Annotated in this window: 22 protein-coding genes; 10 read left to right on the top strand and 12 right to left on the bottom strand. The window is 70.4% G+C overall.

The features are described from left to right. The first annotated feature begins 101 nt into the window (after positions 1 to 101). The 4 genes from OHU89_RS33330 (at position 102) to OHU89_RS33315 (ending at position 4,051) form a co-directional block, all read left to right on the top strand. On the top strand, positions 102 to 2,357 hold the full coding sequence (locus OHU89_RS33330; protein ID WP_405648437.1) for a peptidoglycan recognition protein: 2,256 nt from the start codon (positions 102 to 104) through the stop codon (positions 2,355 to 2,357). Between the two features lie 102 nt (positions 2,358 to 2,459). After that, positions 2,460 to 2,852, top strand: coding sequence for a helix-turn-helix transcriptional regulator (locus tag OHU89_RS33325; RefSeq protein WP_405648435.1), 393 nt, complete (start codon positions 2,460 to 2,462; stop codon positions 2,850 to 2,852). Between the two features lie 26 nt (positions 2,853 to 2,878). Next, positions 2,879 to 3,289 (top strand): VOC family protein, encoded by a 411-nt coding sequence (locus OHU89_RS33320; protein WP_266888143.1) that lies wholly within the window; start codon positions 2,879 to 2,881, stop codon positions 3,287 to 3,289. Between the two features lie 15 nt (positions 3,290 to 3,304). After that, positions 3,305 to 4,051, top strand: a complete 747-nt coding sequence (locus tag OHU89_RS33315; RefSeq protein ID WP_405648433.1) for a VOC family protein — start codon at positions 3,305 to 3,307, stop codon at positions 4,049 to 4,051. A 4-nt stretch (positions 4,052 to 4,055) separates the two neighbouring features. Here the strand turns inward: OHU89_RS33315 and OHU89_RS33310 are convergent, their stop codons facing one another. The 6 genes from OHU89_RS33310 to OHU89_RS33285 all read right to left on the bottom strand — a co-directional run bounded on the left by OHU89_RS33310 (position 4,056) and on the right by OHU89_RS33285 (position 7,151). After that, positions 4,056 to 4,247 (bottom strand): hypothetical protein, encoded by a 192-nt coding sequence (locus tag OHU89_RS33310; protein WP_405648431.1) that lies wholly within the window; start codon positions 4,245 to 4,247, stop codon positions 4,056 to 4,058. Between the two features lie 47 nt (positions 4,248 to 4,294). Next, entirely contained in the window at positions 4,295 to 4,621 is a 327-nt protein-coding gene (locus OHU89_RS33305) for a DUF952 domain-containing protein (RefSeq protein ID WP_405648429.1), read from the bottom strand. Between the two features lie 9 nt (positions 4,622 to 4,630). Then, entirely contained in the window at positions 4,631 to 5,827 is a 1,197-nt protein-coding gene (locus tag OHU89_RS33300; protein WP_405648427.1) for an RNA polymerase sigma factor, read from the bottom strand. A 5-nt stretch (positions 5,828 to 5,832) separates the two neighbouring features. After that, entirely contained in the window at positions 5,833 to 6,246 is a 414-nt protein-coding gene (locus OHU89_RS33295; protein WP_266888153.1) for a YciI family protein, read from the bottom strand. Between the two features lie 84 nt (positions 6,247 to 6,330). Next, positions 6,331 to 6,540: a hypothetical protein gene (locus tag OHU89_RS33290; protein WP_405648424.1), complete on the bottom strand. Its 210-nt coding sequence runs from the start codon at positions 6,538 to 6,540 to the stop codon at positions 6,331 to 6,333. 26 nt (positions 6,541 to 6,566) lie between these two features. Then, positions 6,567 to 7,151, bottom strand: a complete 585-nt coding sequence (locus tag OHU89_RS33285) for a dihydrofolate reductase family protein (RefSeq protein WP_405648422.1) — start codon at positions 7,149 to 7,151, stop codon at positions 6,567 to 6,569. A 129-nt stretch (positions 7,152 to 7,280) separates the two neighbouring features. Between OHU89_RS33285 and OHU89_RS33280 the strand changes: the two genes are divergently transcribed. Further along, positions 7,281 to 7,871 (top strand): TetR/AcrR family transcriptional regulator, encoded by a 591-nt coding sequence (locus OHU89_RS33280; protein WP_405648420.1) that lies wholly within the window; start codon positions 7,281 to 7,283, stop codon positions 7,869 to 7,871. A 146-nt stretch (positions 7,872 to 8,017) separates the two neighbouring features. Here OHU89_RS33280 and OHU89_RS33275 read toward each other — a convergent pair whose 3' ends face one another. The 3 genes from OHU89_RS33275 to OHU89_RS33265 form a co-directional block, all read right to left on the bottom strand. After that, on the bottom strand, positions 8,018 to 8,617 hold the full coding sequence (locus OHU89_RS33275; RefSeq protein WP_405648418.1) for a GNAT family N-acetyltransferase: 600 nt from the start codon (positions 8,615 to 8,617) through the stop codon (positions 8,018 to 8,020). Between the two features lie 236 nt (positions 8,618 to 8,853). Next, positions 8,854 to 9,930, bottom strand: a complete 1,077-nt coding sequence (locus OHU89_RS33270; RefSeq protein WP_405648416.1) for a family 2 encapsulin nanocompartment cargo protein polyprenyl transferase — start codon at positions 9,928 to 9,930, stop codon at positions 8,854 to 8,856. A gap of 113 nt (positions 9,931 to 10,043) precedes the next feature. Continuing rightward, the gene (locus OHU89_RS33265; RefSeq protein WP_405648414.1) at positions 10,044 to 11,450 is read right to left on the bottom strand and encodes a family 2B encapsulin nanocompartment shell protein; all 1,407 of its coding nucleotides are present in this window, start codon (positions 11,448 to 11,450) and stop codon (positions 10,044 to 10,046) included. Positions 11,451 to 11,734: 284 nt separating this feature from the next. Here OHU89_RS33265 and OHU89_RS33260 point away from each other — a divergent pair, with 284 nt between their 5' ends. Then, entirely contained in the window at positions 11,735 to 12,337 is a 603-nt protein-coding gene (locus tag OHU89_RS33260) for an N-acetylmuramoyl-L-alanine amidase (RefSeq protein WP_405648412.1), read from the top strand. Between the two features lie 67 nt (positions 12,338 to 12,404). Further along, a complete protein-coding gene (locus OHU89_RS33255) occupies positions 12,405 to 13,310 on the top strand; it encodes a 1-aminocyclopropane-1-carboxylate deaminase/D-cysteine desulfhydrase (protein ID WP_405648410.1) in 906 nt (301 codons plus the stop codon). Here OHU89_RS33255 and fxsT read toward each other — a convergent pair whose 3' ends face one another. Both fxsT and OHU89_RS33245 read right to left on the bottom strand, forming a co-directional pair. Beyond that, positions 13,311 to 16,199, bottom strand: coding sequence for an FxSxx-COOH system tetratricopeptide repeat protein (fxsT, locus tag OHU89_RS33250; RefSeq protein ID WP_405648408.1), 2,889 nt, complete (start codon positions 16,197 to 16,199; stop codon positions 13,311 to 13,313). It lies immediately after the preceding gene. A gap of 79 nt (positions 16,200 to 16,278) precedes the next feature. Next, on the bottom strand, positions 16,279 to 17,871 hold the full coding sequence (locus OHU89_RS33245; RefSeq protein ID WP_405648406.1) for a Na+/H+ antiporter: 1,593 nt from the start codon (positions 17,869 to 17,871) through the stop codon (positions 16,279 to 16,281). A 62-nt stretch (positions 17,872 to 17,933) separates the two neighbouring features. Here OHU89_RS33245 and OHU89_RS33240 point away from each other — a divergent pair, with 62 nt between their 5' ends. The 3 genes from OHU89_RS33240 to OHU89_RS33230 all read left to right on the top strand — a co-directional run bounded on the left by OHU89_RS33240 (position 17,934) and on the right by OHU89_RS33230 (position 19,955). Further along, positions 17,934 to 18,194, top strand: coding sequence for a UBP-type zinc finger domain-containing protein (locus tag OHU89_RS33240; protein ID WP_095046657.1), 261 nt, complete (start codon positions 17,934 to 17,936; stop codon positions 18,192 to 18,194). Positions 18,195 to 18,453: 259 nt separating this feature from the next. Next, the gene (locus OHU89_RS33235; protein ID WP_030784224.1) at positions 18,454 to 18,867 is read left to right on the top strand and encodes an anti-sigma regulatory factor; all 414 of its coding nucleotides are present in this window, start codon (positions 18,454 to 18,456) and stop codon (positions 18,865 to 18,867) included. Positions 18,868 to 18,884: 17 nt separating this feature from the next. Continuing rightward, entirely contained in the window at positions 18,885 to 19,955 is a 1,071-nt protein-coding gene (locus tag OHU89_RS33230) for an RNA polymerase sigma factor SigF (protein WP_405648404.1), read from the top strand. A gap of 14 nt (positions 19,956 to 19,969) precedes the next feature. Here the strand turns inward: OHU89_RS33230 and OHU89_RS33225 are convergent, their stop codons facing one another. Then, complete coding sequence (locus tag OHU89_RS33225) at positions 19,970 to 20,419, bottom strand: hypothetical protein (protein ID WP_365392805.1); 450 nt, start codon at positions 20,417 to 20,419, stop codon at positions 19,970 to 19,972. Between the last annotated feature and the right edge of the window lie 77 nt (positions 20,420 to 20,496).

The following is a 20,496-nucleotide window of genomic DNA, read 5'->3' as shown; positions in this document are numbered from 1 at the left end:
TGTCTTCCGCTGTCGGGCGCTTGTCTTCCACATACCTTTCCCTTTGGCAACACATCTGTGATGCCACTGGGGGCACTGTTGCGAAAGGTGTGCGCGTCGACATGAGACGTCGTTGGTGGGGGGCGGCCGCGTTGACGGCCGCGACGGTGACCGGGGCACTGGTCGTCCAGGGCATGACCGGCGGTACGGCGGACAGCGCGGCGGACGACGGCAAGTCAGGGCCCGTCAAGAGCAGCACCCGCACGGCGCAGCTGTCCGTGGCCGCCGACGGCACCTCCGCAAAGCTCGGCAAGCGCGACACCGCGTCCTTCAGCATGCTCGGCCTCACCTGGTCCGACACGTCCGCGCGCGTGAGCGCCACGATCGAGGCCCGCACCCGGGACGCCGGGACCGGCACCTGGTCCCAGTGGCTGACGCTGGAGGGCGACGGCGGCGAGGGCGAGCAGGGTGCCACCCGTGCCGGCACCGAGCCGGCCTGGGTCGGGGCGTCCGACGGCGTGGAAGTGCGGGTGGACGGCAAGTCCTCGGCCAAGCTGCCCAAGGGGCTGCGCCTCGACATGGTCGACCCGGGCTCCGGCACGGTGTCCGGCCTGGAGCCGGCCGCCTTCGCGATGGACGCCACCACCGAGTCGCCGTCCGCCTCTCCCACCGAGAGCTCGACGGAGGTCTCCTCCGAGCCGTCGACCGGCGAGACGGACGGCACGGGCACGCCCAGCGCGTCCACGACCCCGACCGATACGCCCACGACCACCGAGCCGACGACCACCACGCCGAGCGCGTCCACGTCGCCGACGGCCTCCCCGTCCTCGACGGCTCCCTCGGCCCCGCCGTCCACCGTGCCGGAGCCGCCGATCACCTCGCGGGCCGGCTGGGGCGCCGACGAGTCGATCAGCCCGGAGGAGCCGGCCTATCTGCCGGGCGGGAAGATCAAGGCGGTCACGGTCCACCACACCGTCGACTCCAACGACTACACCTGCGAGCAGGCCCCGGCCGTCGTCCGCGGCATCTACGCGTACCACGTGAAGACGCTGGGCTGGAAGGACATCGGCTACAACTTCCTCGTCGACAAGTGCGGCACGGTCTACGAGGGCCGCAAGGGCGGCGTCGACCGCCCGGTGCTGGGCGCGCACACCTACGGCTTCAACAGCCAGACCACCGGTATCTCGGTGCTCGGCACCTACACGGACGCGGCCCCGAGCACGGCAGCGATGACCTCGGTCGCCAAGATCGCCGCCTGGAAGCTCGGCCAGTACGGGGTCGATCCCAACGGCACCACCACGCTGACGGCGGGTGCGGACGGCAACAACTACTTCGGCAAGTCGTGGACCCTGGGCACCCAGCTGACGTTCCCGACGATCATCGGTCACCGCGACGGCTACAACACCGAGTGCCCGGGTGACGCCTTCTACGCCAAGCTCTCCACGATCCGCGGCTGGGCGGCGGGACCGGTCTCCGGCCTCGCCCTCAAGTCGGTCACGGGCGCGGGTGCCGTCGGCTCGACGACGTACACCAAGGCCTCCGTCACCCTGAACTGGTCGGCCACCACCCCGTCCGCGCTGATATCGAAGTACGAGATCCTCGTCGACGGCAGGGCCGCCGCCACCACCGCGGGCACCGCCACCAGCGGCAAGGCGACCCTCGCGGTCGGCAGCCACAAGGTCGCCGTACGGGCTGTCCACCAGTCCGGCACCACGGCGACCACTCCGACGGCCACGGTCGTCGCGGAGACCACCGCGCCCGCCTTCTCCACCAAGCCGAACCTCGCCCTGCGCTCCGGCACGGTGAGCACCACGGCCGTCCCGCTCACGCTGAAGTGGAAGGCCACCGACACGGCCGCGCTGAAGGAGGTCAGGCTGACCGCCCCGGTCGCCAAGACCTACGGTCCGACGACGATCAGCGCCTCCCACACCGCCAAGTCCGGTACGGCGACGGCCTGGTCGATGAAGGCGTACGACCAGGCCGGCAACACCGCGACGGCCTCGGTCAGCGGCACCCCGGTGATCCTCCAGGAGACCTCGGCGACGAAGTCGGGTACCTGGACGGCCAAGTCGTCGACCAGCTACCTGGGCGGCAAGTCGTACACCAGCAAGACCAAGAACGCCTCCCTGAGCTGGACGTTCACCGGCCGCTCGGCGGCCTGGGTGGTCTCGCGGGCCTCGACCTCGGGCCAGGCGTACGTCTACGTGGACGGCACGAAGGTCGCCACCGTCGACCTCAAGTCGACGACGACCAAGTACCGCGACGCCGTCTGGACGAAGACCTGGTCGAGCAGTGCCAAGCACACCGTCAAGATCGTGGTCGTCGCCACCAGCGGCCGCCCGACGGTGACGACGGACGGACTGGTCTACCTCAAGTGACGAGCCTGAACTGACGAGAGGGGGCGGGGAGCGATCCTCGCCCCCTTCGTCATGGAAGCCGTTCGTGAAGTCGAACACGCGCCTCCGTGCGATGCTGGCGAAGTGAACCGTGAGGATCTCATCAGACTGCGCAAGGCACGCGACCGCATGGACCGCGAGTACACCGAACCCCTCGACGTGACCGCCCTCGCGCGCACCGCCCTGATGTCCCCGGGCCACTTCCAGCGCAGCTTCAAGGAGGCGTACGGCGAGACGCCGTACGGCTATCTCATGACCCGTCGCGTCGAGCGCGCGAAGATGCTGCTGCGCCGCGGCGACCTCTCCGTCACCGATGTCTGCATGGCGGTCGGCTGTACGTCCCTCGGCTCCTTCAGCTCCCGCTTCACCGAACTGGTGGGCGAGACGCCGAGCTCCTACCGGGCCCGCTCGCACGAGGAGAGCGCGGAGATCCCGCCCTGTGTGGTGCGGGCGTACACGCGCCCCCGACGGACGTGACGCCGTTCTGACCTTAGGTTGGTCCCATGGACCTGAAACTCCACACCTGTTTCATCGCCGTCGACGACCACGACAAGGCGATCGCCTTCTACTGCGACGTCCTGGGCCTGGAGATCCGCAACGACGTCAAGTACGAGGGGATGCGGTGGACGACCGTCGGGTCGCCGCTGCAACCGGACGTGTCGATCGTCCTGGAGCCGCCCGCGGCCAACCCCGACCTCTCCCCCGCCGACCGGGAGGCGATGGAGCAGCTGCTGGCCAAGGGCGTGCTGCGCGGGGTCAACTTCACCACCGAGGACTGCGACGCCCTCTTCGCCCGCGTGCAGGAATCCGGCGCCGACGTGATCCAGGAACCGACGGACATGCCGTACGGGGTGCGCGACTGCGCGTTCCGGGACCCCGCCGGAAATATGCTGCGGTTCATGCAGTCCCCCTGATCTACGATCCCCGGCATGAGCATCCGCTGGACGTACGCCTTCGTCGACCGTCGCATCGAACTCCTCGACCGGGCCCATGAGTTCTGGACGGCGGTCACGGACACGCGGCTGTCCGCGCCACGTGGCTCGCGGGGCGAGTTCGTGACCCTCGTACCCGACGGCGCCGACGCCTGCGTCAAGGTCCAGGGCGTCGACGAGGGCGGCGGCGGTGCCCACCTCGACTTCTCCGTGGATGTGGACGGCCTGCCGGAGTTCGTGCGGTCGGCTCTGCGACTGGGCGCGACCATGGCCGCCGAGCACGAGGGGTGGGCCGTACTCCGCTCCCCCGCCGGGCACTTGTTCTGCGCGGTGTCCTGGCAGGGGGAGTCGGTCCGCCCGCCCGTCGTCCACGGCAGCCGCCTCGACCAGGTCTGTCTCGACCTCGCACCTTCGCTCTACGACGCCGAAGTCACGTTCTGGAGCGCCCTGTTGCCCGACTGGGAGTCCCGCCCCGGCTCCCTGCCGGAGTTCCACGTACTCGTACCGCCGCCCGGCCTCCCGGTCCGCATCCTGCTCCAGCGGCTCGGCGAGGAACGCGTCGGCTCCGCCCATCTCGACCTGGCCTGCGCGGACATCGAGACGACCCGGGTCCGGCACGAGGAGCTGGGCGCGCAGACGGTCGCGCACGGCAAGCACTGGACGGTGCTGCGGGACCCGGCGGGCGGGACGTACTGTCTGACCGGCCGGGATCCGGAGACGGGCGGGCTGCCCGGCACGTCCTGATGGACTAGCGCGTCCTGATGAAGCAGAGGGCGTCCGAGGCCTCTTCGTCGGCGGGCCCGGACGTGACGAACCCGCACTGCTCCTCCCACCCTTCCGGAAGCGAGGGCTGCGGGCTGAACTCCGCCCAGCCCTTGGGCTCCTGGGGCCCGGCCGAGTCCTGCAGCAACCAGGTGAGCCCGCCCGCGACGGCCACCACGGCGGCCCACACGATGACGACCCACCGCCATAACCGTGGACGCCGCGTCACCCCCACGGCTCCACGTCGACCACGGCGTCCACCGGGAGCGGCCCGTAGATGTGCGGGAACTCCTCGGCACCGGGCTCCGGGGCCTCGTACTTCAGGGGTACGCCGAGCCGGTCGGGGTCGATGACCAGGAGCACCAGTTCGTCGGGGCCGTCGTAGGAGCCGTAGAGGAAGGCGGCGACGTCCGGGAGCTGCGCGCGCGTCGAGCAGTGGATGAAGCCCTCCTCCTGGAGGGTCTTGCCGCGGGTCGACATCTCGTACGTGCCGCGGGCGCTGGCGGCTTCCCAGAGGGCGCGTTCGGTCAGGTGCACGATTGGCGTGGACATGGACTCACGTTAAGCCCTGAGCCGTGCCGCCCGCCCGTGCAAATAGCGCTGCTCGGGCAGGCTCAGCGTCTGCGCGGCCGCCGACTCGTAGGCGGCGCGGGCTTCGTCGTACGATCCGGCGCGCTCCAGCAGATGAGCCCGTACGGCATCCCGGCGATGTCCCAACTCACCCTCCAGCGCGTCCACTTCGGCAAGGCCCGCTTCGGGCCCGTGGACCATGGCGAGGGCGACCGCGCGGTTGAGGAGTTCGACGGGGCCGGGGACGAGGCGGACCAGGACGTCGTAGAGGCCGAGGATCTCCCGCCAGTCGGTGGCCTCGGCGGAGGGTGCCTCGTCGTGCACGGCGGCGATGGCCGCTCGCAGTTGGTACGGGCCCGCCGGGCCGCCGCTCAGGGCGTGGGTGATGAGCGCCACGCCCTCCTCGATCGCGGCCTTGTCCCAGCGGTCGCGGTCCTGTTCGTCGAGGGGAACGAGGTCGCCGTGCGGGCCGGTACGGGCCTCGCGGCGGGCGTCGGTGAGCAGCATCAGGGCGAGCAGTCCGGTGACCTCGCCGGTGTCGGGGAGGAGGCGGTGGACAGTGCGGGTCAGGCGGATCGCCTCGCCGGCGAGGTCGCGGCGTTGCAGCGCCGGGCCGGAGGTCGCCGTATAGCCCTCGTTGAAGATCAGGTAGAGCGTGTGGAGGACGGCCGGCAGCCGCTCCACGCCGTGGTCGGGCCACCCGAAGCGCACCCCCTTGACGCGCTGCTTGGCGCGGCTGATGCGCTGGGCCATGGTCGCCTCGGGCACCAGGTGGGCGCGGGCGATCTCCGCCGTCGTCAGACCGCCGACCGCACGCAGGGTGAGGGCGATCTGCGCGGGCGGGGGCAGGTCGGGGTGGCAGCACAGAAAGAGGAGGGAGAGGGTGTCGTCGTCCTGCGGGACCCGCTCGGCCGGTGGCAGGGCGAGCGCCGCCGCCTTCTCCTCCCGCGCCCGCCGCGCGTCCTCCGCCCGCAGTGCGTCCACGAGCCGCCGCGAGGCCACCTTGATGAGCCAGCCGCGCGGGTTGTCCGGCACCCCGGCCTCGGGCCACTGCCCGGCCGCTGCGAGGAGTGCCTCCTGTACGGCGTCCTCGGCGGCGTCGAAATGGCCGTACCGCCTGATCAGCGCGCCGAGGACCTGCGGCGCGTGCAGGCGCAGCAGGTCCTCGACATCGGTCGTCCGTCGCACGCGGCTCAGATGTCCCCGGCGCCGTCCAGGATGGGGCGGATCACCACGGGGTACTCGGGGGCGCCCGCGGGCTGCGGGCAGCGGGCGATGCGCTCGGCGATCTCCGTGACCCGCTCCAGGCTCGCGCAGTCCAGCACCCAGTAGCCGGCCAGCAGCTCCTTGGTCTCGCTGTACGGGCCGTCGGTGATCACGGCCTTGCCGTCCGCACCGAGGCCGACGTGGCGGACCTTCGCGGGTTCGGCGAGGCCCTGGCCGTCGACCATCTCGCCGCTCTCGGCCAGGTCGTCGTTGATCGCGCTCATGAAGGCGTACATCGCCTGGATCTCCTGCTCGCTCCAGGCCGGGGAGTCCGCGGAGGCCTTGCCGCGCATGGCCTCGTAGTCGGCCTGGGTTCCCTGCACCATGACCAGGTACTTCATGAGTCCACTCCTTCGGCTCCGGCCACCCCTGACGGGCGGCTCTCACAGGGAACGTCGGAGCCGGGCCCGGGTTCTCGACAGGGTTCAGGATTCTTTCGCGGCGGATTTCCTGCCGATCTTCTTCGCGCGCTCGTCCTCGGGCTCACTGCCCTCCTTGACGTGCGCCTCGCACTTGGGGTTCCGGCATGGCCCGGCCACCCAGACCGGGACCCACGCGCCCAGCGTCTTGTGACGCTTGACGACCGTCTCGACAGACTGTCCACAGACGGGACAGGCATGATTTTCGCTGTCCATGCCTTCAGAGTAGGGCGGACAGGGCGTCAGCGCTTCCTGCTGTACGTCCGCACGAAGACGCCGTTCTTGAAGGTGCGGACGTCGTCGAGGCCGAACTCGGTGATCGAGAAGCCGGATCCGAACATCGGCATGCCCGCGCCGATGGTGACCGGGTACGTCTTGATGACGAGCTCGTCGATCAGCTCGAACAGTTCGCCCGCGATCCGGGATCCACCGCACAGATAGATCCCCAGCTCTCCCTCCTCGGCCTTCAGTTCGCGGACCTTGCCGACCAGGTCGTCGGCGATGATCTCGACGTTGGGGTCGGGTGACTCGGTCAGGGTGCGCGAGGCGACGTACTCGCGCAGGTGGGCGTAGGGGCTGGTGATGCCCTCCTTCAGGCCCTCGTTGTAGCTGCCGCGGCCCTGGACGACGGTGTCCCACCGCTTGTTCTCGAGTGCGTCGAGTCCGAGGGCCCTGCGGCCCGCGGTCGCCAGGGTCTCCGGGTACTCGGCCGCGAGGAACGCCAGGAACTCCTCGTCGACGAACGGCATCATGAACATCGCGTCGCCGCTCTCGTCCCCGATGAAGCCGTCGATGGAACAGGCGATGAAGTACGTGAGCTTGCGCAAGCTGGTCTCTTTCCGTCGGCTGTGTGCTGGCTGTGTACTGCCCGTTGAACGACTTCATTTGTAGTGCTTCACTTGTAGTGGTTGCAAGGTGTTTTCGGCATCTGGCACAAGTAGGAGAGGGGATTCCGCATGGCGAGCAATCCGGAGCGCCGGGCGGCGCTGGTCGACGCGGGGGTCGAGGTGCTCTCGCGGGAGGGGGCGCGGGGGCTGACGTTCCGTGCGGTGGACGCGGAGGCCGGGGTGCCCGTGGGGACCGCCTCCAACTACTTCACCGGGCGCGACGATCTGCTGCGCCAGATAGACGCCCGGCTGCACGTACGACTCGCTCCCGATCCTTCGGTGCTCGCCGAGCTGATGACCAGACCGAAGGACCGCGCGCTGGTCGCGGCCTTCATGCACGACCTCATGGCCCGCGCGACCCACGACCGCACCGGCTATCTGGCCCTCCTGGAAATGCGCCTCGAAGCCACCCGCCGCCCCGAACTCCGGGAGTCCTACACCAAGTCGGTACGGGGCGACCTCGACTACGGCATGCAGTTCCACCGCGACGCGGGACTGCCCGGCGGCGACGAGACGGTCGTGGTCCTCTACCTCGCGATGCTCGGCCTGATCCTGGAACACCTGACCCTGCCGGGGGTCCTGGACGGAGCGCTGCCGGGGGTAGGGGTGCCGGAGGGGATGGTGGAGCGGGTTGTGGGGGCGGTGGTGCCGGAGGGGTAAGCCGGCCCCGCCCAGCACCCCCGTGGCCGGGCGCACCGCGGGGATCGGACACACACACCGCGGGACTGGCCGCACCGTGGGGGCTGGCCGCACCGCGGGCCCCGGCGTCCCCTGGGCCCCGGTGGATGCGTCCCGCTCGCGTCGGATCAGCCCCGTGGCTCGCGCCACATCGGCCACATCCGAGGGCCGGCCGGGAGGTCGAGCGCGGGGCCGGTGAGCTGGAAGCCGAGGCGCTCGTACAGGGCACGGCTGCGGGCGCTGCTTGCCTCCAGGTAGGCGCAGAGGCCCTCGCGGTCGCAGCGGTCGAGGACCGAGGCGATGAGCGCGGTGCCCAGGCCCTGGCCCTGGTGCTCCGGTGCCACGCCGATCATCCACAGGTATTCGTGGGCGCGGCCGGCGGGGTGGATGTCCGCCGTCAGCCGGCCGATCAGCTCGACGCGCTCATTGTCCGGGTCGACCTCCGCGCGCAGCTCGGCCGGACCGTCGGCGCCCTCCTCGTCCGCGTGCTCGCCGTCCGGCATCGGCAGCCACAGCGCACAGGCCGTACCGTCCTCGGTGACGTCGACGCGCCCCTCGGCCAGCACGATGTCGGTGAAGGCTGCCATGAGCCGAGGGTGGGTCGTACGACGGTGCTCGTCACCCGGGAACACCCACCGGCTGACCGGGTCGTCCTGGAACGCCGCGTCCAACAGTCCGACGACAAGCTCACGATCCCCTTCGCCCGCCGCCCGGATCGCCACACCCATGTTCCGCCGCCCCTCGAATCAACTGACCGTGACCGTACGGGCGTTGACTCTATCGGGGACCAAGTGGCGAGTGAGCCCAAAAAAGGGCGGGGCCCGCACGCCGTGGGGATGTGCGGGACCCGCCTGACCGGAGCCCCTCGGGGCCGTGCGGGGTCAGGAGCCGCACGGCCCCGGGGGCTCCGGGGTCCGGGTCGACTGCTTCCACAGAGCAGTACGGCCTACTGAGGTACCAGCGCTCAACTGGTGCGCCGTGTCACGAACTCGGCCAGGGCCAGCAGTCCCCCCGCCGCCGCCGGCTCGGGCACCGCACGGGACAGTTCCGCCATCGCGCGGGCCATCCGGTCGGCCGCCTGGACCTGCGCCCAGTCACGTCCCCCGGCCCGCTCGACGGCGAGTGCCGTCCGGTCCAGGTCCTCCTTCGCGTACGGAGCCGCGTAGAGCTCCGCCAGTTCCGCGCCCGCCGGGGTGCCGGAGGCCAGCGCGGCGACCACCGGCAGTGACTTCTTGCGGACCGCGAGGTCGGCCCCGGCCGGTTTGCCGGTGTGGCGCGGGTCGCCCCATATGCCGATCACGTCGTCGATGAGCTGGAAGGCGAGCCCGGCCTCCCGGCCGAACGCGTCCAGCGCCTCGACGTCCTCCCGCGACGCGCCCGCGTACAGCGCGCCCAGCGCACAGGCACATCCGAGCAGCGCGCCGGTCTTGGCCTCGGCCATGGCGAGCGCCTCGTCGAGGGTGACCTCGTCGGGGCCCTGTGTCTCCATGGCCGTGTCCGCGTGCTGTCCGGCGCACAGCTCGACGACACAGGCCGTGAGCCGGGCGGCCGCGGCACCGGCCGCCGGGTGCGGGTCCTGGGCGAGCAGCCCGAGGGCGAGCGCCTGGAGGGTGTCCCCGGCGAGGATCGCGTCGGCGTCACCGAACACCGTCCACGCGGTGGGCCGGTGCCGTCGGGTGGTGTCCCGGTCCATCACGTCGTCGTGCAGCAGCGTGAAGTTGTGGACCAGCTCCACCGCCGCGGCCGCCCGCACGGCCACCTCCCGCGCCGCCGCTCCCCCCAGTGCGGCGGCCGCGGTGAGGACGAGTGCGGGCCGTATCGCCTTGCCGGCGTTGCCCGCCGCCGGGGTGCCGTCGGCGTGCTCCCAGCCGAAGTGGTAGAGCGCGATCCGGCGCATGGAGCCGGGCAGCGACTCGATCGCCTCGCGCAGCACGGGGTCGACCGACGCCCGTGCCCGCTCCAGGATCACCGCCGCCTCGTGCCCGTCGAGCGGCTCCGTCCCGGCAGGGTGCTGTGTCGCCTCCCTCATGAGCTCGGCCATGGAGGTCCCCTCGGAGAATCCGCGGACGGTGGCGTTTCCGCTGCGACTGGGCGCATACGACCGGGGTGTACCCGCCCGCGGGGGCGGGGACACGGTTCCCAGCTGCAGAAACGTCACCTCCACCGGCCGATCTCGACGTTCTCCAGCACGCCGAGCGCGTCCGGCACAAGCACCGCGGCCGAGTAGTAGGCCGTCACCAGGTACTTGATGATCGCCTGCTCATTGATGCCCATGAACCGCACCGACAGGCTCGGCTCGATCTCGTCCGGGATACCGGCCTGCTGCAGACCGATGACACCCTGCTCGGCCTCGCCGGTACGCATCGCGATGATCGAGGTCGTACGGGCCTCGGTGACCGGGATCTTGTTGCACGGGTAGATCGGCACCCCCCGCCAGGTGGGGATGCGGTTGCCGCCCACGTCGATGGTCTCGGGGACGAGTCCGCGCTTGTTGAGCTCACGCCCGATCGCGGAGATCGCGCGCGGGTGCGCGAGCAGCAGCTTGGTGCCGCGCCGCCTGCCGAGGAGCTCGTCCAGGTCGTCGGGGCTGGGAACGCCGTCGTGCGGCTGGATGCGCTGGTCGTACTCGCAGTTGCTGAGCAGCCCGAACTCGCGGTTGTTGACGAGCTCGTGCTCCTGGCGCTCCTTCAACGCCTCCACGGTAAGCCTCAGTTGCTGCTCGGTCTGGTTCATCGGCTGGTTGTAGAGGTCGGCCACGCGCGAGTGGATGCGCAACACCGTCTGGGCCACGCTCAGTTCGTACTCGCGCGGCCGGGCCTCGTAGTCCACGAAGGTGTGCGGGATGTCCGGTTCACCGCTGTGGCCGGCCGCGAGGTCGATCGCCTTCTCACCGTATTTGTTGGTGCTCTGCTCCGGGATCGCGCGCAGCGCCTGGAGGTGCTCACGCAGGGAGTCGGTGCGCTCAGCGACCTGCTCGACGGCGTTCCGCGGAAGGACGAGCACCGTGCAGCCGGTGACCGCGCGCGCGGTGTACTCCCAGATGGCCTCGGGGTCGAGCAGCGCCTGGTCGCCGAAGTAGGCGCCGTCGGCGAGGACTCCGAGGACGGCGTCGTCGCCGTAGGGGCCCGTGCCGATCTTCTCCACCCTGCCGTGCGCCAGCAGGAAGACCACGTCGGCCTGGCTGCCGAACGAGGCGATCACGTCCCCCGCCGCGAACTCTCGCTGCTCACACCGCCGGGCGAGCTCCGTGAGCACCTCCTCGTCCTCGTACGACCGAAGCGCCGGCAGTTCGCACAGCTCCTCCGGAATGACCTCGACCCGATCGCCCGTCTTCACGAAAGTGACCCGGCCGTCCCCCACGGCGTAGGTCAGCCGCCGGTTCACGCGGTACGTACCGCCTTGAACATTCACCCAGGGCAGCGTGCGCAGCAGCCAGCGCGAGCTGATCTCCTGCATCTGGGGTGCGGACTTGGTGGTGGTGGCCAGGTTCCGCGCGGCCGCCGTGCCGAGACTCTGCTGCGGCCGACCCTGCTCGGTGCGGACCTCTTCGCCTACCGACATATGAGAATTGCCCTCCCGGTCATACCCCGGCGCCGGTCTGCACCGGGGCATCGATCTGCGGACCAGCCTTCCATCACGGAGCGTGCCGGTGCTATTACACGAAAGGGTTGGAATGGATCTTCGATAACTGGGCAATACCGAGATCTCGCACACCGTTCCCGGCCCGGTGTCCGAAACGGCTCGCACACCGTACGAACCAGGTGGTCCCGGCTGTCCACCCCGGGTACAAGCAGCGGTACGAGCCGGTCGCGACAGGCGGTCGCCGCGCAAACGAAGGAGGCGGCATGGCCGCACCCATGTCCGCGAGCACGTTCCTGGACGCACTGCAGGACGAGGGCGTCACCGTCGTCCAGGTCGGCGACTGGAGACATCACAACCGCAATCACAAGGGCCCCTGGGGCCCGGTGCACGGCGTGATGATCCACCACACGGTGACCAAGGGCAGCGAACGCACCGTCGAACTCTGCCGCGACGGCTACGAGGGCCTCCCCGGCCCGCTCTGCCACGGCGTGATCACCAAGGACGGCCGCGTCCACCTCGTCGGCTACGGCCGCGCCAACCACGCGGGCCTCGGCGACGACGACGTCCTGCGCGCGGTGATCGCCGAGAAGGCCCTCCCGCCGGACAACGAGGCGAACACCGACGGCAACCGCCACTTCTACGGCTTCGAGTGCGAGAACCTCGGCGACGGCCGGGACCCGTGGCCGGCGGCCCAACTGGACGCGATCGAGAAGGTCGCCGCCGCGATCTGCCGCCACCACGGCTGGACAGAACGGTCGGTCATCGGCCACCTGGAGTGGCAGCCCGGGAAGGTGGACCCACGCGGCTTCACGATGGCGTCGATGCGGACACGGATCAGGGACCGTCTGAAGCAAGGGGCCGTCTGAAGCAAGGGGCTGTCCGAAGTAACGGCACGGATGTTCCGGGGGCGACCACACAGGCGACAATGAGGGCGTGACCAGCACCGACCTCGCCGCCCTGCACCCCCGGCTCCCGTCGCCGCTGCAGGAGATCGAGGACGACCGCTTCACCCGCCGGGGCGTCCGCCTGTTGCTGAAACGCGACGACTTGATCCACCCGGCCCTCGTCGGCAACAAGTGGCGCAAACTCGCCCCGAACCTCACGGCCGCGGCGGGCCGCACGCTGCTCACCTTCGGCGGCGCGTACTCCAACCACCTGCGCGCGACGGCCGCCGCGGGGCGGTTGCTGAGCCTGCCGACGGTCGGCGTGGTCCGCGGCGACGAACTGGCCGACCGGCCCCTGAACCCCTCCCTGACCCGCTGCGTGTCCGACGGCATGCGGCTGTGTTTCGTCGACAGATCGACCTATCGCCGCAAGAACGAGCCGTCGACTCTGGCCGCGGTACTGCGCGCGGCCGGCACCGAGGACGCGTACGTCGTGCCCGAGGGCGGGAGCAACGCGCTTGCGGTACGGGGCTGTCGGGCACTCGGCGAGGAGTTGCGGGGCCGGGCCGACGTGGTCGCGGTGGCGTGCGGCACCGGAGGCACCTTCGCAGGTCTTGCGGCGGGACTGGGGCCGGGTCAGCGGGCGTTGGGGATACCGGTGCTCAAGGGCGGGTTCCTGACGGCCGACATAGAGGGTCTGCAGCGGGAGGCGTTCGGGGGCCGTCGTGGCGAGTGGTTGCTGGACGACCGGTTCCACTTCGGGGGGTACGCACGGACGACACCCGAACTCGAGGCCTTCGCGGAGGACTTCGAGGGGCGGCACGGGGTGGGGGTGGAGCGGCTGTATGTCGCCAAGTTGCTCTATGGACTTGTGACCCTGGGCGAGGAGGGGGCGTTCGCGACCGGCACCAGGCTGGTCGCGGTGGTCACCGGCGCTCCGTTTCCCGGCGGCTGACTACGGGGACTTCTTGCGGAAGCCTCGTTTGGTCCCCTTCTTGCCGGTCAGTTTCTGGGCTTGGCGGTGCATTCCCATCCGCTTGTAGACCGTGGCCAAGGCGTTGACGGTGATTGAGGTTTCCTTGTGCTCAGGCCCGAGGGTGCGGCGTCGCACGGCCAGCACGTGCTCGAGCATCGGGGCGGCCTCCCGGGAGCAGCGCATCTCATGCAGGATGAGGGCGAGGTTGTAGATGGTGCGGAGCGTTTCCGGATGCTCCTCGCCGAAGCCGGAGCGGCGCCGGTCGAGCACCTCCTCCAACAAGCGGCGAGCCTCCTCGAATTCGCGCAGCGTGCCGAGAGAGATCGCGAGCTGGTTCATCGACAGGAGGGTTTCGCCGTGATCCGGTCCTTGGACCCGACGCTGCGAGGCGATGGTGTCCACGAGCACACGGCGGGCCTCCTGGTCCTCCCTCACGTCGTGCAGGACGCGGGCAAGGGCGTACATGACCCTTGAGGTGTCCGGATGGTCCTCTCCGTGGACCCGACGACTGCGTGCGAGCGCGTTCTCGATGATGGTCCTGGCCTCGTCATGCCTCCCCAAGTCCTTCAGCACGATGCCCAGCGACCGCGCTGCGGAGAGAGACACGGGGTGATCGTCCCCGAGAGTGGTCCGGCAGCGTTCCCACGTCTCCCGAAGCAGCCGATGTGCGTCGGTCACCTCGTCCAACTGGTGAAGGGAGTCTCCGAGCTGGATGGCTGAGCGAAGGGTCTCGGGGTGGTCGTCGCCGCGCAGACGACGACGCCGCGTCAGCACGTCCTTTTCCAGCTCACGTGCCGCGACGACATCGCCCGAAGTGTAGAGAGACCCGGCGAAGTTGCTGGCCGACAGGAGCGTGTCGGGGTGGTCGTCGCCCAGCAGGCGGCGCCTGCTGGCCAGGATCTCCCGGTACATGACCAGCGCCTCCCTGCTCGCGCCGAGCCCGCCGAGAATCGCGGCAAGGTCGTTGGCGGACTTCAGCGTGTCAGGGTCGTCGTCGCCCAGTGTCCGCCGACGGCGGTTGAACGCGTCCTCGATGATGGGCCGGGCCCCGCGAAGATCCCCAAGGTCCGCTGTCGCATGGCCGAGGTACTGCATGCAGGTCAGGACATCGGCGTCGTCGGCGCCGACCTCGGTGGTCCACGCGTCGCGCAGGGTGGCGGCGAGTTCGGCCGCGGCCTTGGGCTGGGCGCTGCGTATGAGGAAGTGGATCGCGTCACAGAGCGTCCGGCGCAGTTCGGGCCGGTGGGTGACGTCGATGTGCCGCGATCCGAGGTGCGAAACCATGCTCGCCCAGGCGGGCCAGTCGGCCGGATCCTGTGGATCTCCCGGCGCGACAACGGCCAGCACGGCAGCCACGTCGTCGCTGATCGCCTCCGCCTGCACCCCATCGACCTGGTCACGAAGGACGGCCTGCGTCAGCCGGTGCACCTGGAAGGCCCCGCCGTCGATACGGACCAGGCTGTAGCGGCGCAGGGGTTCGAGCGTGGATCTCATCCATGTCAGCTCGTCCGGATGGGCCGGAATCGTGGTCAGCCGGGCGCGCGCGTTCACCAACCAGTCGGTCGGGATCGGATCCGGGCCGAGGAACGCCGTGAGCCGGAGCAGCGCCGCGGCGTCAGGGTGCTCGTCCGCGAGATTCCCGGCGGCGATACCCACCGCGGCCGCCAGCGACACGGGATAGTCCGGATCCTCCCCCTCCCGCAGGATCCTCGTGTTCTCGCGCAGCAGCCTCAGATAGAGCCCGGCATGCGTCCCCTTCTCGATCATGTCCGCGGCCTGGGCCAACGCCAGGGGCAGGTCACCGAGTTCGCCGGCCAGCGCGTCGGCCTCGTCCTCGGTCGTGCTCGGGACACGGTTCTTGAAGTACGCCAGGGAGTCCGCCCGCGTGAACACGTCCAGGGACATCGGACGGGCGAGCCGGCGCCAGTTGGGATTGCGGGACGTGATCAGGACGTGCCCGGAGCCCTCCGGCAGCCAGCGTTCGACCTGTTCGGGATCCTCCGCGTTGTCGAGGATGATCAGCCACCGTCGCCGGCCGCGCAGCGCCGTCAGCAGCGTGCGGGCGTTGTGCTCGGCGCCGGCCTCCTTCAGCGCGATGCCCAGCCGGTCCGCCAACTCGGTGTAGTGGACGGGGATCTGGTCGGACTGTTCCGCGTCGATCCACCACACCAGGTCGTACTCGCCGGCGAACCGGTACGCGTACTCCAGGACGATCTGCGACTTGCCGATGCCGCCCATCCCGTGCAGCGCCACGACGGAGTGCCGGTCGGCGGGCAGGCCGTCGCGGAGCTGGGCGATCTGGGTCTCGCGGCCGGAGAAGTCGCGGTTGCGGCGGCGGCTCACATTCCACACGCCTGACTCGCCGGTGCCGTCGGTGCCGCCGGGCAGCGGGGGCTTCGGGCCGTGCGGTACGACCGACTCCTCGGGCACCTCAGGCGTGTTCCCCGGGAACGCGGGGCGTTCGGTCGGCCGCCGGTTTCCGTTCACCGCGGTCCGCAGCGCCTCGACGGCGGCCTTCTCGTCCAGCCCGTGCAGGTTCTTGCGGATTCTCGCGGCGAGCATCGCGGGTACGTCGACGCCGACGAGCGGCTCCACGGCCAGGGGTATCAGCCGGTCCCGCCGGGCGACCACGGCCGACCACTCCTCCTGCGTCCAGCGCCCCCGCTCGAAGTACGACGTGGACAACAGCGCGACGACCGCGTCCGCCCGCCTCAGCCCCTCGTCCATGCGCTGGACGAAGTCGTCCCCGGTGTCCCAGTCCCACACGTCGAGGACCGTCGAGTGGCCGCTCTCCTCGAGATGCCACGCCACCCACTCGGCCCACGGCCGGTCCGCTCCCGCGTAGCTGATGAAGTAGGTGTCGGCCACTCCGCCCCCCGAGTCACCCCGTGCCGATCGTGTCCCGCCTATGATCCCCCGTCAGACCGCCGCGGGAGTACGGAAGTCGTCACGCCGCCTCCCGATAGGCCGCCGCCTCCTCCAGGTCCAGCCTGCGCAGCAGGGTCCGGAGCATCTCGTCGTCGATGTAGCGCCCGTCCCGCAGCTTCACGAACACCTCGCGTTCGGCGCCGATCATCTCCCGGGACAGCCGGCGGTACGTGTCGTCGACGGTCTCGCCGGTCACCGGGTTCACCGAGCCGAGGCGCTCCCAGACGGCGTTGCGGCGGCGCTCCAGGACGGTGCGGAGGCGGTCGGCGAGGGGTTGTGGGAGGGAGTTGCGTTCGTCGGAGAGAAGGCTGTCCAGGGTGCGTTCGGCGGCCCGGGAGGCCTGTGCCTGGGCGTTGGCCTCCGCCAGGGTCTCGGCCTGGGCGTCGCGGCCGGGGAGCTTCAGCAGGCGGATCAGCGGGGGCAGGGTGACGCCCTGGACGACCAGGGTGCCGATGACGGTGGTGAAGGTCAGGAAGAGGATGAGGTTGCGGCCGGGGAACGGCTCGCCGCCGTGCGTCTCGGGGATCGAGAAGGCGATGGCCAGCGAGACCACGCCCCGCATGCCGGCCCAGGCGATGACGAACGGCGCCTTCCAGGTGGGGTTGTCCTCACGCTCCCTGATCCGCGCGGAGAGCAGGCGCGGCAGGAAGGTCGCCGGGTACACCCAGACGAACCGGGACACGACGACCACCGCGAAGACGGCCACCGCGTACCAGACGGCGTCGACACCCTCGTACTCCCCGAGGCCCTTCACCACGACGCGCAGCTGCAGGCCGATGAGGGCGAAGACCGACGACTCCAGGACGAAGGCGACCATCTTCCACACGGCGTCCTCCTGGAGGCGCGTGGCGAAGTCGACCTCCCACGCGCGGTGTCCGAGGAAGAGAGCCACCACGACGACCGCGAGGACTCCGGAGGCGTGGAACTGCTCGGCGGCGGCGTAGGCGACGAACGGGATCAGCAGGGAGAGGGTGTTCTGGAGCAGAGGTTCCTTGAGGTGGGTGCGCATCCAGTGGATCGGGACCATCAGGATCAGGCCGACCGCGACGCCGCCGACCGCCGCGAGCAGGAACTCGCCGATGCCGCCCGCCCAGGACGCGCCCTCGCCGACCGCGGCCGCGAGGGCGACCCGGTAGGCGGTGATCGCGGTGGCGTCGTTCACCAGGGACTCGCCCTGGAGGATCGTGGTGATCCGGGACGGCAGCCCCACCCGGCGCGCGACCGCCGTCGCCGCGACCGCGTCCGGCGGCGCCACCACCGCGCCCAGGACGAGTGCCCCGGTCAGCGACAGTCCGGGCACGATCTGGTAGGCGGCCCAGCCGACGACGAAGGTCGCGAAGAGCACGTACCCCACGGACAGCAGCGCCACGGGCCGCAGTTGTGCGCGCAGGTCGAGGTAGGAGCTGTCGGTGGCCGCCGAGTGCAGCAGCGGGGGCAGCACGAGGGGCAGGACGACGTCCGGGTCGAGGGTGTACTCCGGGACCCCCGGGACGTACGAGAGCACCAGCCCCACGGCGACCAGCAGCAGCGGTGCCGGCACCGGGGTGCGCCGGGCCGCCGCGGCGACAGCGGCGCTGCCCGCCACCAGCAACAGCAGTGGCATCACGTCCATGGTCTTCGCCCGCCCTCGTTTTTCTGCGCGGTCTTCCGCGCAGCCGTCGTAATCTGGCAATCATGAAACAGTGCACGCATGCCGACGCGCTGCCGCACCCGGAACCCGCCCCGCTGAGCGACACGTGTGTCGAGTGTCTGCGCGAGGGCCGGCACCCGGTGCAGCTGCGACTGTGCCTCGACTGCGGCCACGTCGGCTGCTGCGACTCCTCGCCGGGCAGACATGCCACCGAGCATCACAAGGATTCCGGACACCCGATCATGCGGACATTCGAACCCGGTGAGAGCTGGCGATGGTGCTTCGTGGACCACGTACTCGTATGACCTCGGACCGCTCCGGTTTTCGACGGTTCGACCGTCTGACGTCTGGGTACGTCAACCCGGCGCGCGTTCTTCCCAATTGGAGCCGCAGACCCCTAGACACGGAGCGTATCCACAGTTTTACTGTGAGTGACGCCGAGGGGTTGGGGTCCTGGGGACAGGAAAGTTGAGAGCGCGATAGCGTCACCGCTGAACCACACTTCGCGTTACCCCGGGGGGCGACCCTCGGCCCCGAAAAGCTTGTACCACCTTGGAGGTGAGGGTGTCCCAGATCGCAGGCGAGCCCGCGACCCAGGACTTCGTGGAAGTCCGGCTGCCGGCTGCGGGTGCCTACCTGTCGGTGCTGCGTACGGCGACTGCCGGCCTCGCGGCCCGTTTGGACTTCACCCTCGACGAGATCGAGGACCTGCGCATCGCGGTGGACGAGGCCTGCGCGATCCTGCTCCAGCAGGCCGTGCCCGGCTCGGTGCTCAGTTGCGTCTTCCGCCTTGTCGACGACTCACTCGAGGTCACCGTCTCGGCGCCGACCACGGACGGTCACGCCCCCGCGCGTGACACCTTCGCCTGGACCGTCCTGTCCGCTCTCGCGGGCAAGGTCTCCTCAGCCGTGGACGACGACAAAACCGTTTCGATCAGCCTCTACAAACAGCGCGGCGCGGGACCCGGGCCGGCGTGAGGACAGGGGACGGGCCGGTGCGTGACGAAGAGCGCGGCACACGGGAGCTGCCGGCCGAGGGCACAGGCGGGTCCCGACGCACGGGGGAAAACGGCATCCCCGAACAGGCCCGGCCGCATCCGGAGGACGACTCGCCGGAGGCCGGCCTCCTGGACGACGGGCAGCGGGATCAGGAAGGTGCCGTGCAGAGCGTTCCTCTGGACGGACGGATCGGGGTCTCCCCTGTCCGAGCAGAGACGAGGGCTCGGGGAAGGGCGACGGGCGGGACGATGAGCGAGCACCAGCGAGACGACCAACAGGGCGCGCAGAGCGGGCAGGCCACTCAGCACAACCCTCAGGACCGCAGCGGAGCACGCGCGCTGTTCATCGAGCTGCGCAAGCTGCAGGACGGCAGCACGGAATACGCGGACCTGCGCAACCGGCTGGTCCGTATGCACCTGCCGCTCGTCGAGCACCTCGCGCGCCGCTTCCGCAACCGCGGCGAGCCGCTGGACGATCTGACCCAGGTCGCCACCATCGGACTGATCAAGTCGGTCGACCGCTTCGACCCGGAGCGTGGCGTCGAGTTCTCGACGTACGCGACCCCGACGGTCGTCGGCGAGATCAAGCGGCACTTCCGGGACAAGGGCTGGGCGGTCCGCGTCCCGCGCAGGCTCCAAGAACTGCGCCTTTCGCTCACCACGGCGACGGCGGAGCTCTCGCAGCTGCACGGCCGCTCCCCCACCGTCCACGAGCTGGCCGAGAAGCTGGGCATCTCGGAGGAGGAGGTCCTGGAGGGCCTGGAGTCCGCCAACGCGTACTCCACGCTGTCCCTGGACGTCCCGGACACCGACGACGAGTCACCGGCGGTGGCGGACACCCTGGGCGCGGAGGACGAGGCGCTGGAGGGCGTCGAGTACCGCGAGTCGCTCAAGCCGCTGCTCGAGGACCTGCCTCCGCGCGAGAAGCGGATCCTGCTGCTGCGTTTCTTCGGCAACATGACGCAGTCGCAGATCGCGCAGGAGGTCGGCATCTCGCAGATGCATGTCTCCCGGCTGCTGGCGCGGACGCTGGCGCAGCTGCGGGAGAAGCTCCTGGTGGAGGAGTAGCCGAGGGCCGGGCCCTACTTCTCCGCACCGCCGGCGTTGCCGGGCCCGCGGATTCCGAGGGCCCGGGTCGTCTCTCCGTTGACGAGCAGGACGAGCGCGGTGACCGCGACGACCGCGAGCACGATCCCCGCCGGAATCGCCACGCTGTCGGCCTGCAGCAGGTTGTAGGCCACGGGCAGCGCCAGGATCTGTGTGATGACGGCGGGCCCCCGGCTCCAGCCACGGCGGGCGAGCAGCCCCCGTGCGGCGAGCAGCGGCAGCAGGGCGAGGACGATCACCGTGATGCCGCCGGTGACACCGGTCTGCCTGTTGTCCGGGTCACCCGTGAATCCCGCCACGAGCATCCACACGCCCCCGACGAGCAGTGCGAGCCCCTCCAGCGCGGCCAGCGCGGCAGCGTAGGTCAGCCGCCGCGGACGCGGACCGACGGTTTCCTCGGGAACGGGCGTCTGCTCACTGGTCACCTCTGAAGGGTATCCGCCGCCCACGGCGCCCCCATGGCGGGCCCGAGCGCCTCTCCGGCGGATCCGGACCCATGGTC

The sequence above is a fragment of the Streptomyces sp. NBC_00019 genome (assembly GCF_045041015.1).
Taxonomy (GTDB): domain Bacteria; phylum Actinomycetota; class Actinomycetes; order Streptomycetales; family Streptomycetaceae; genus Streptomyces.
Note: the sequence above shows the minus strand (reverse complement) of the source record. Positions and strands in the feature narration are given on the sequence as shown.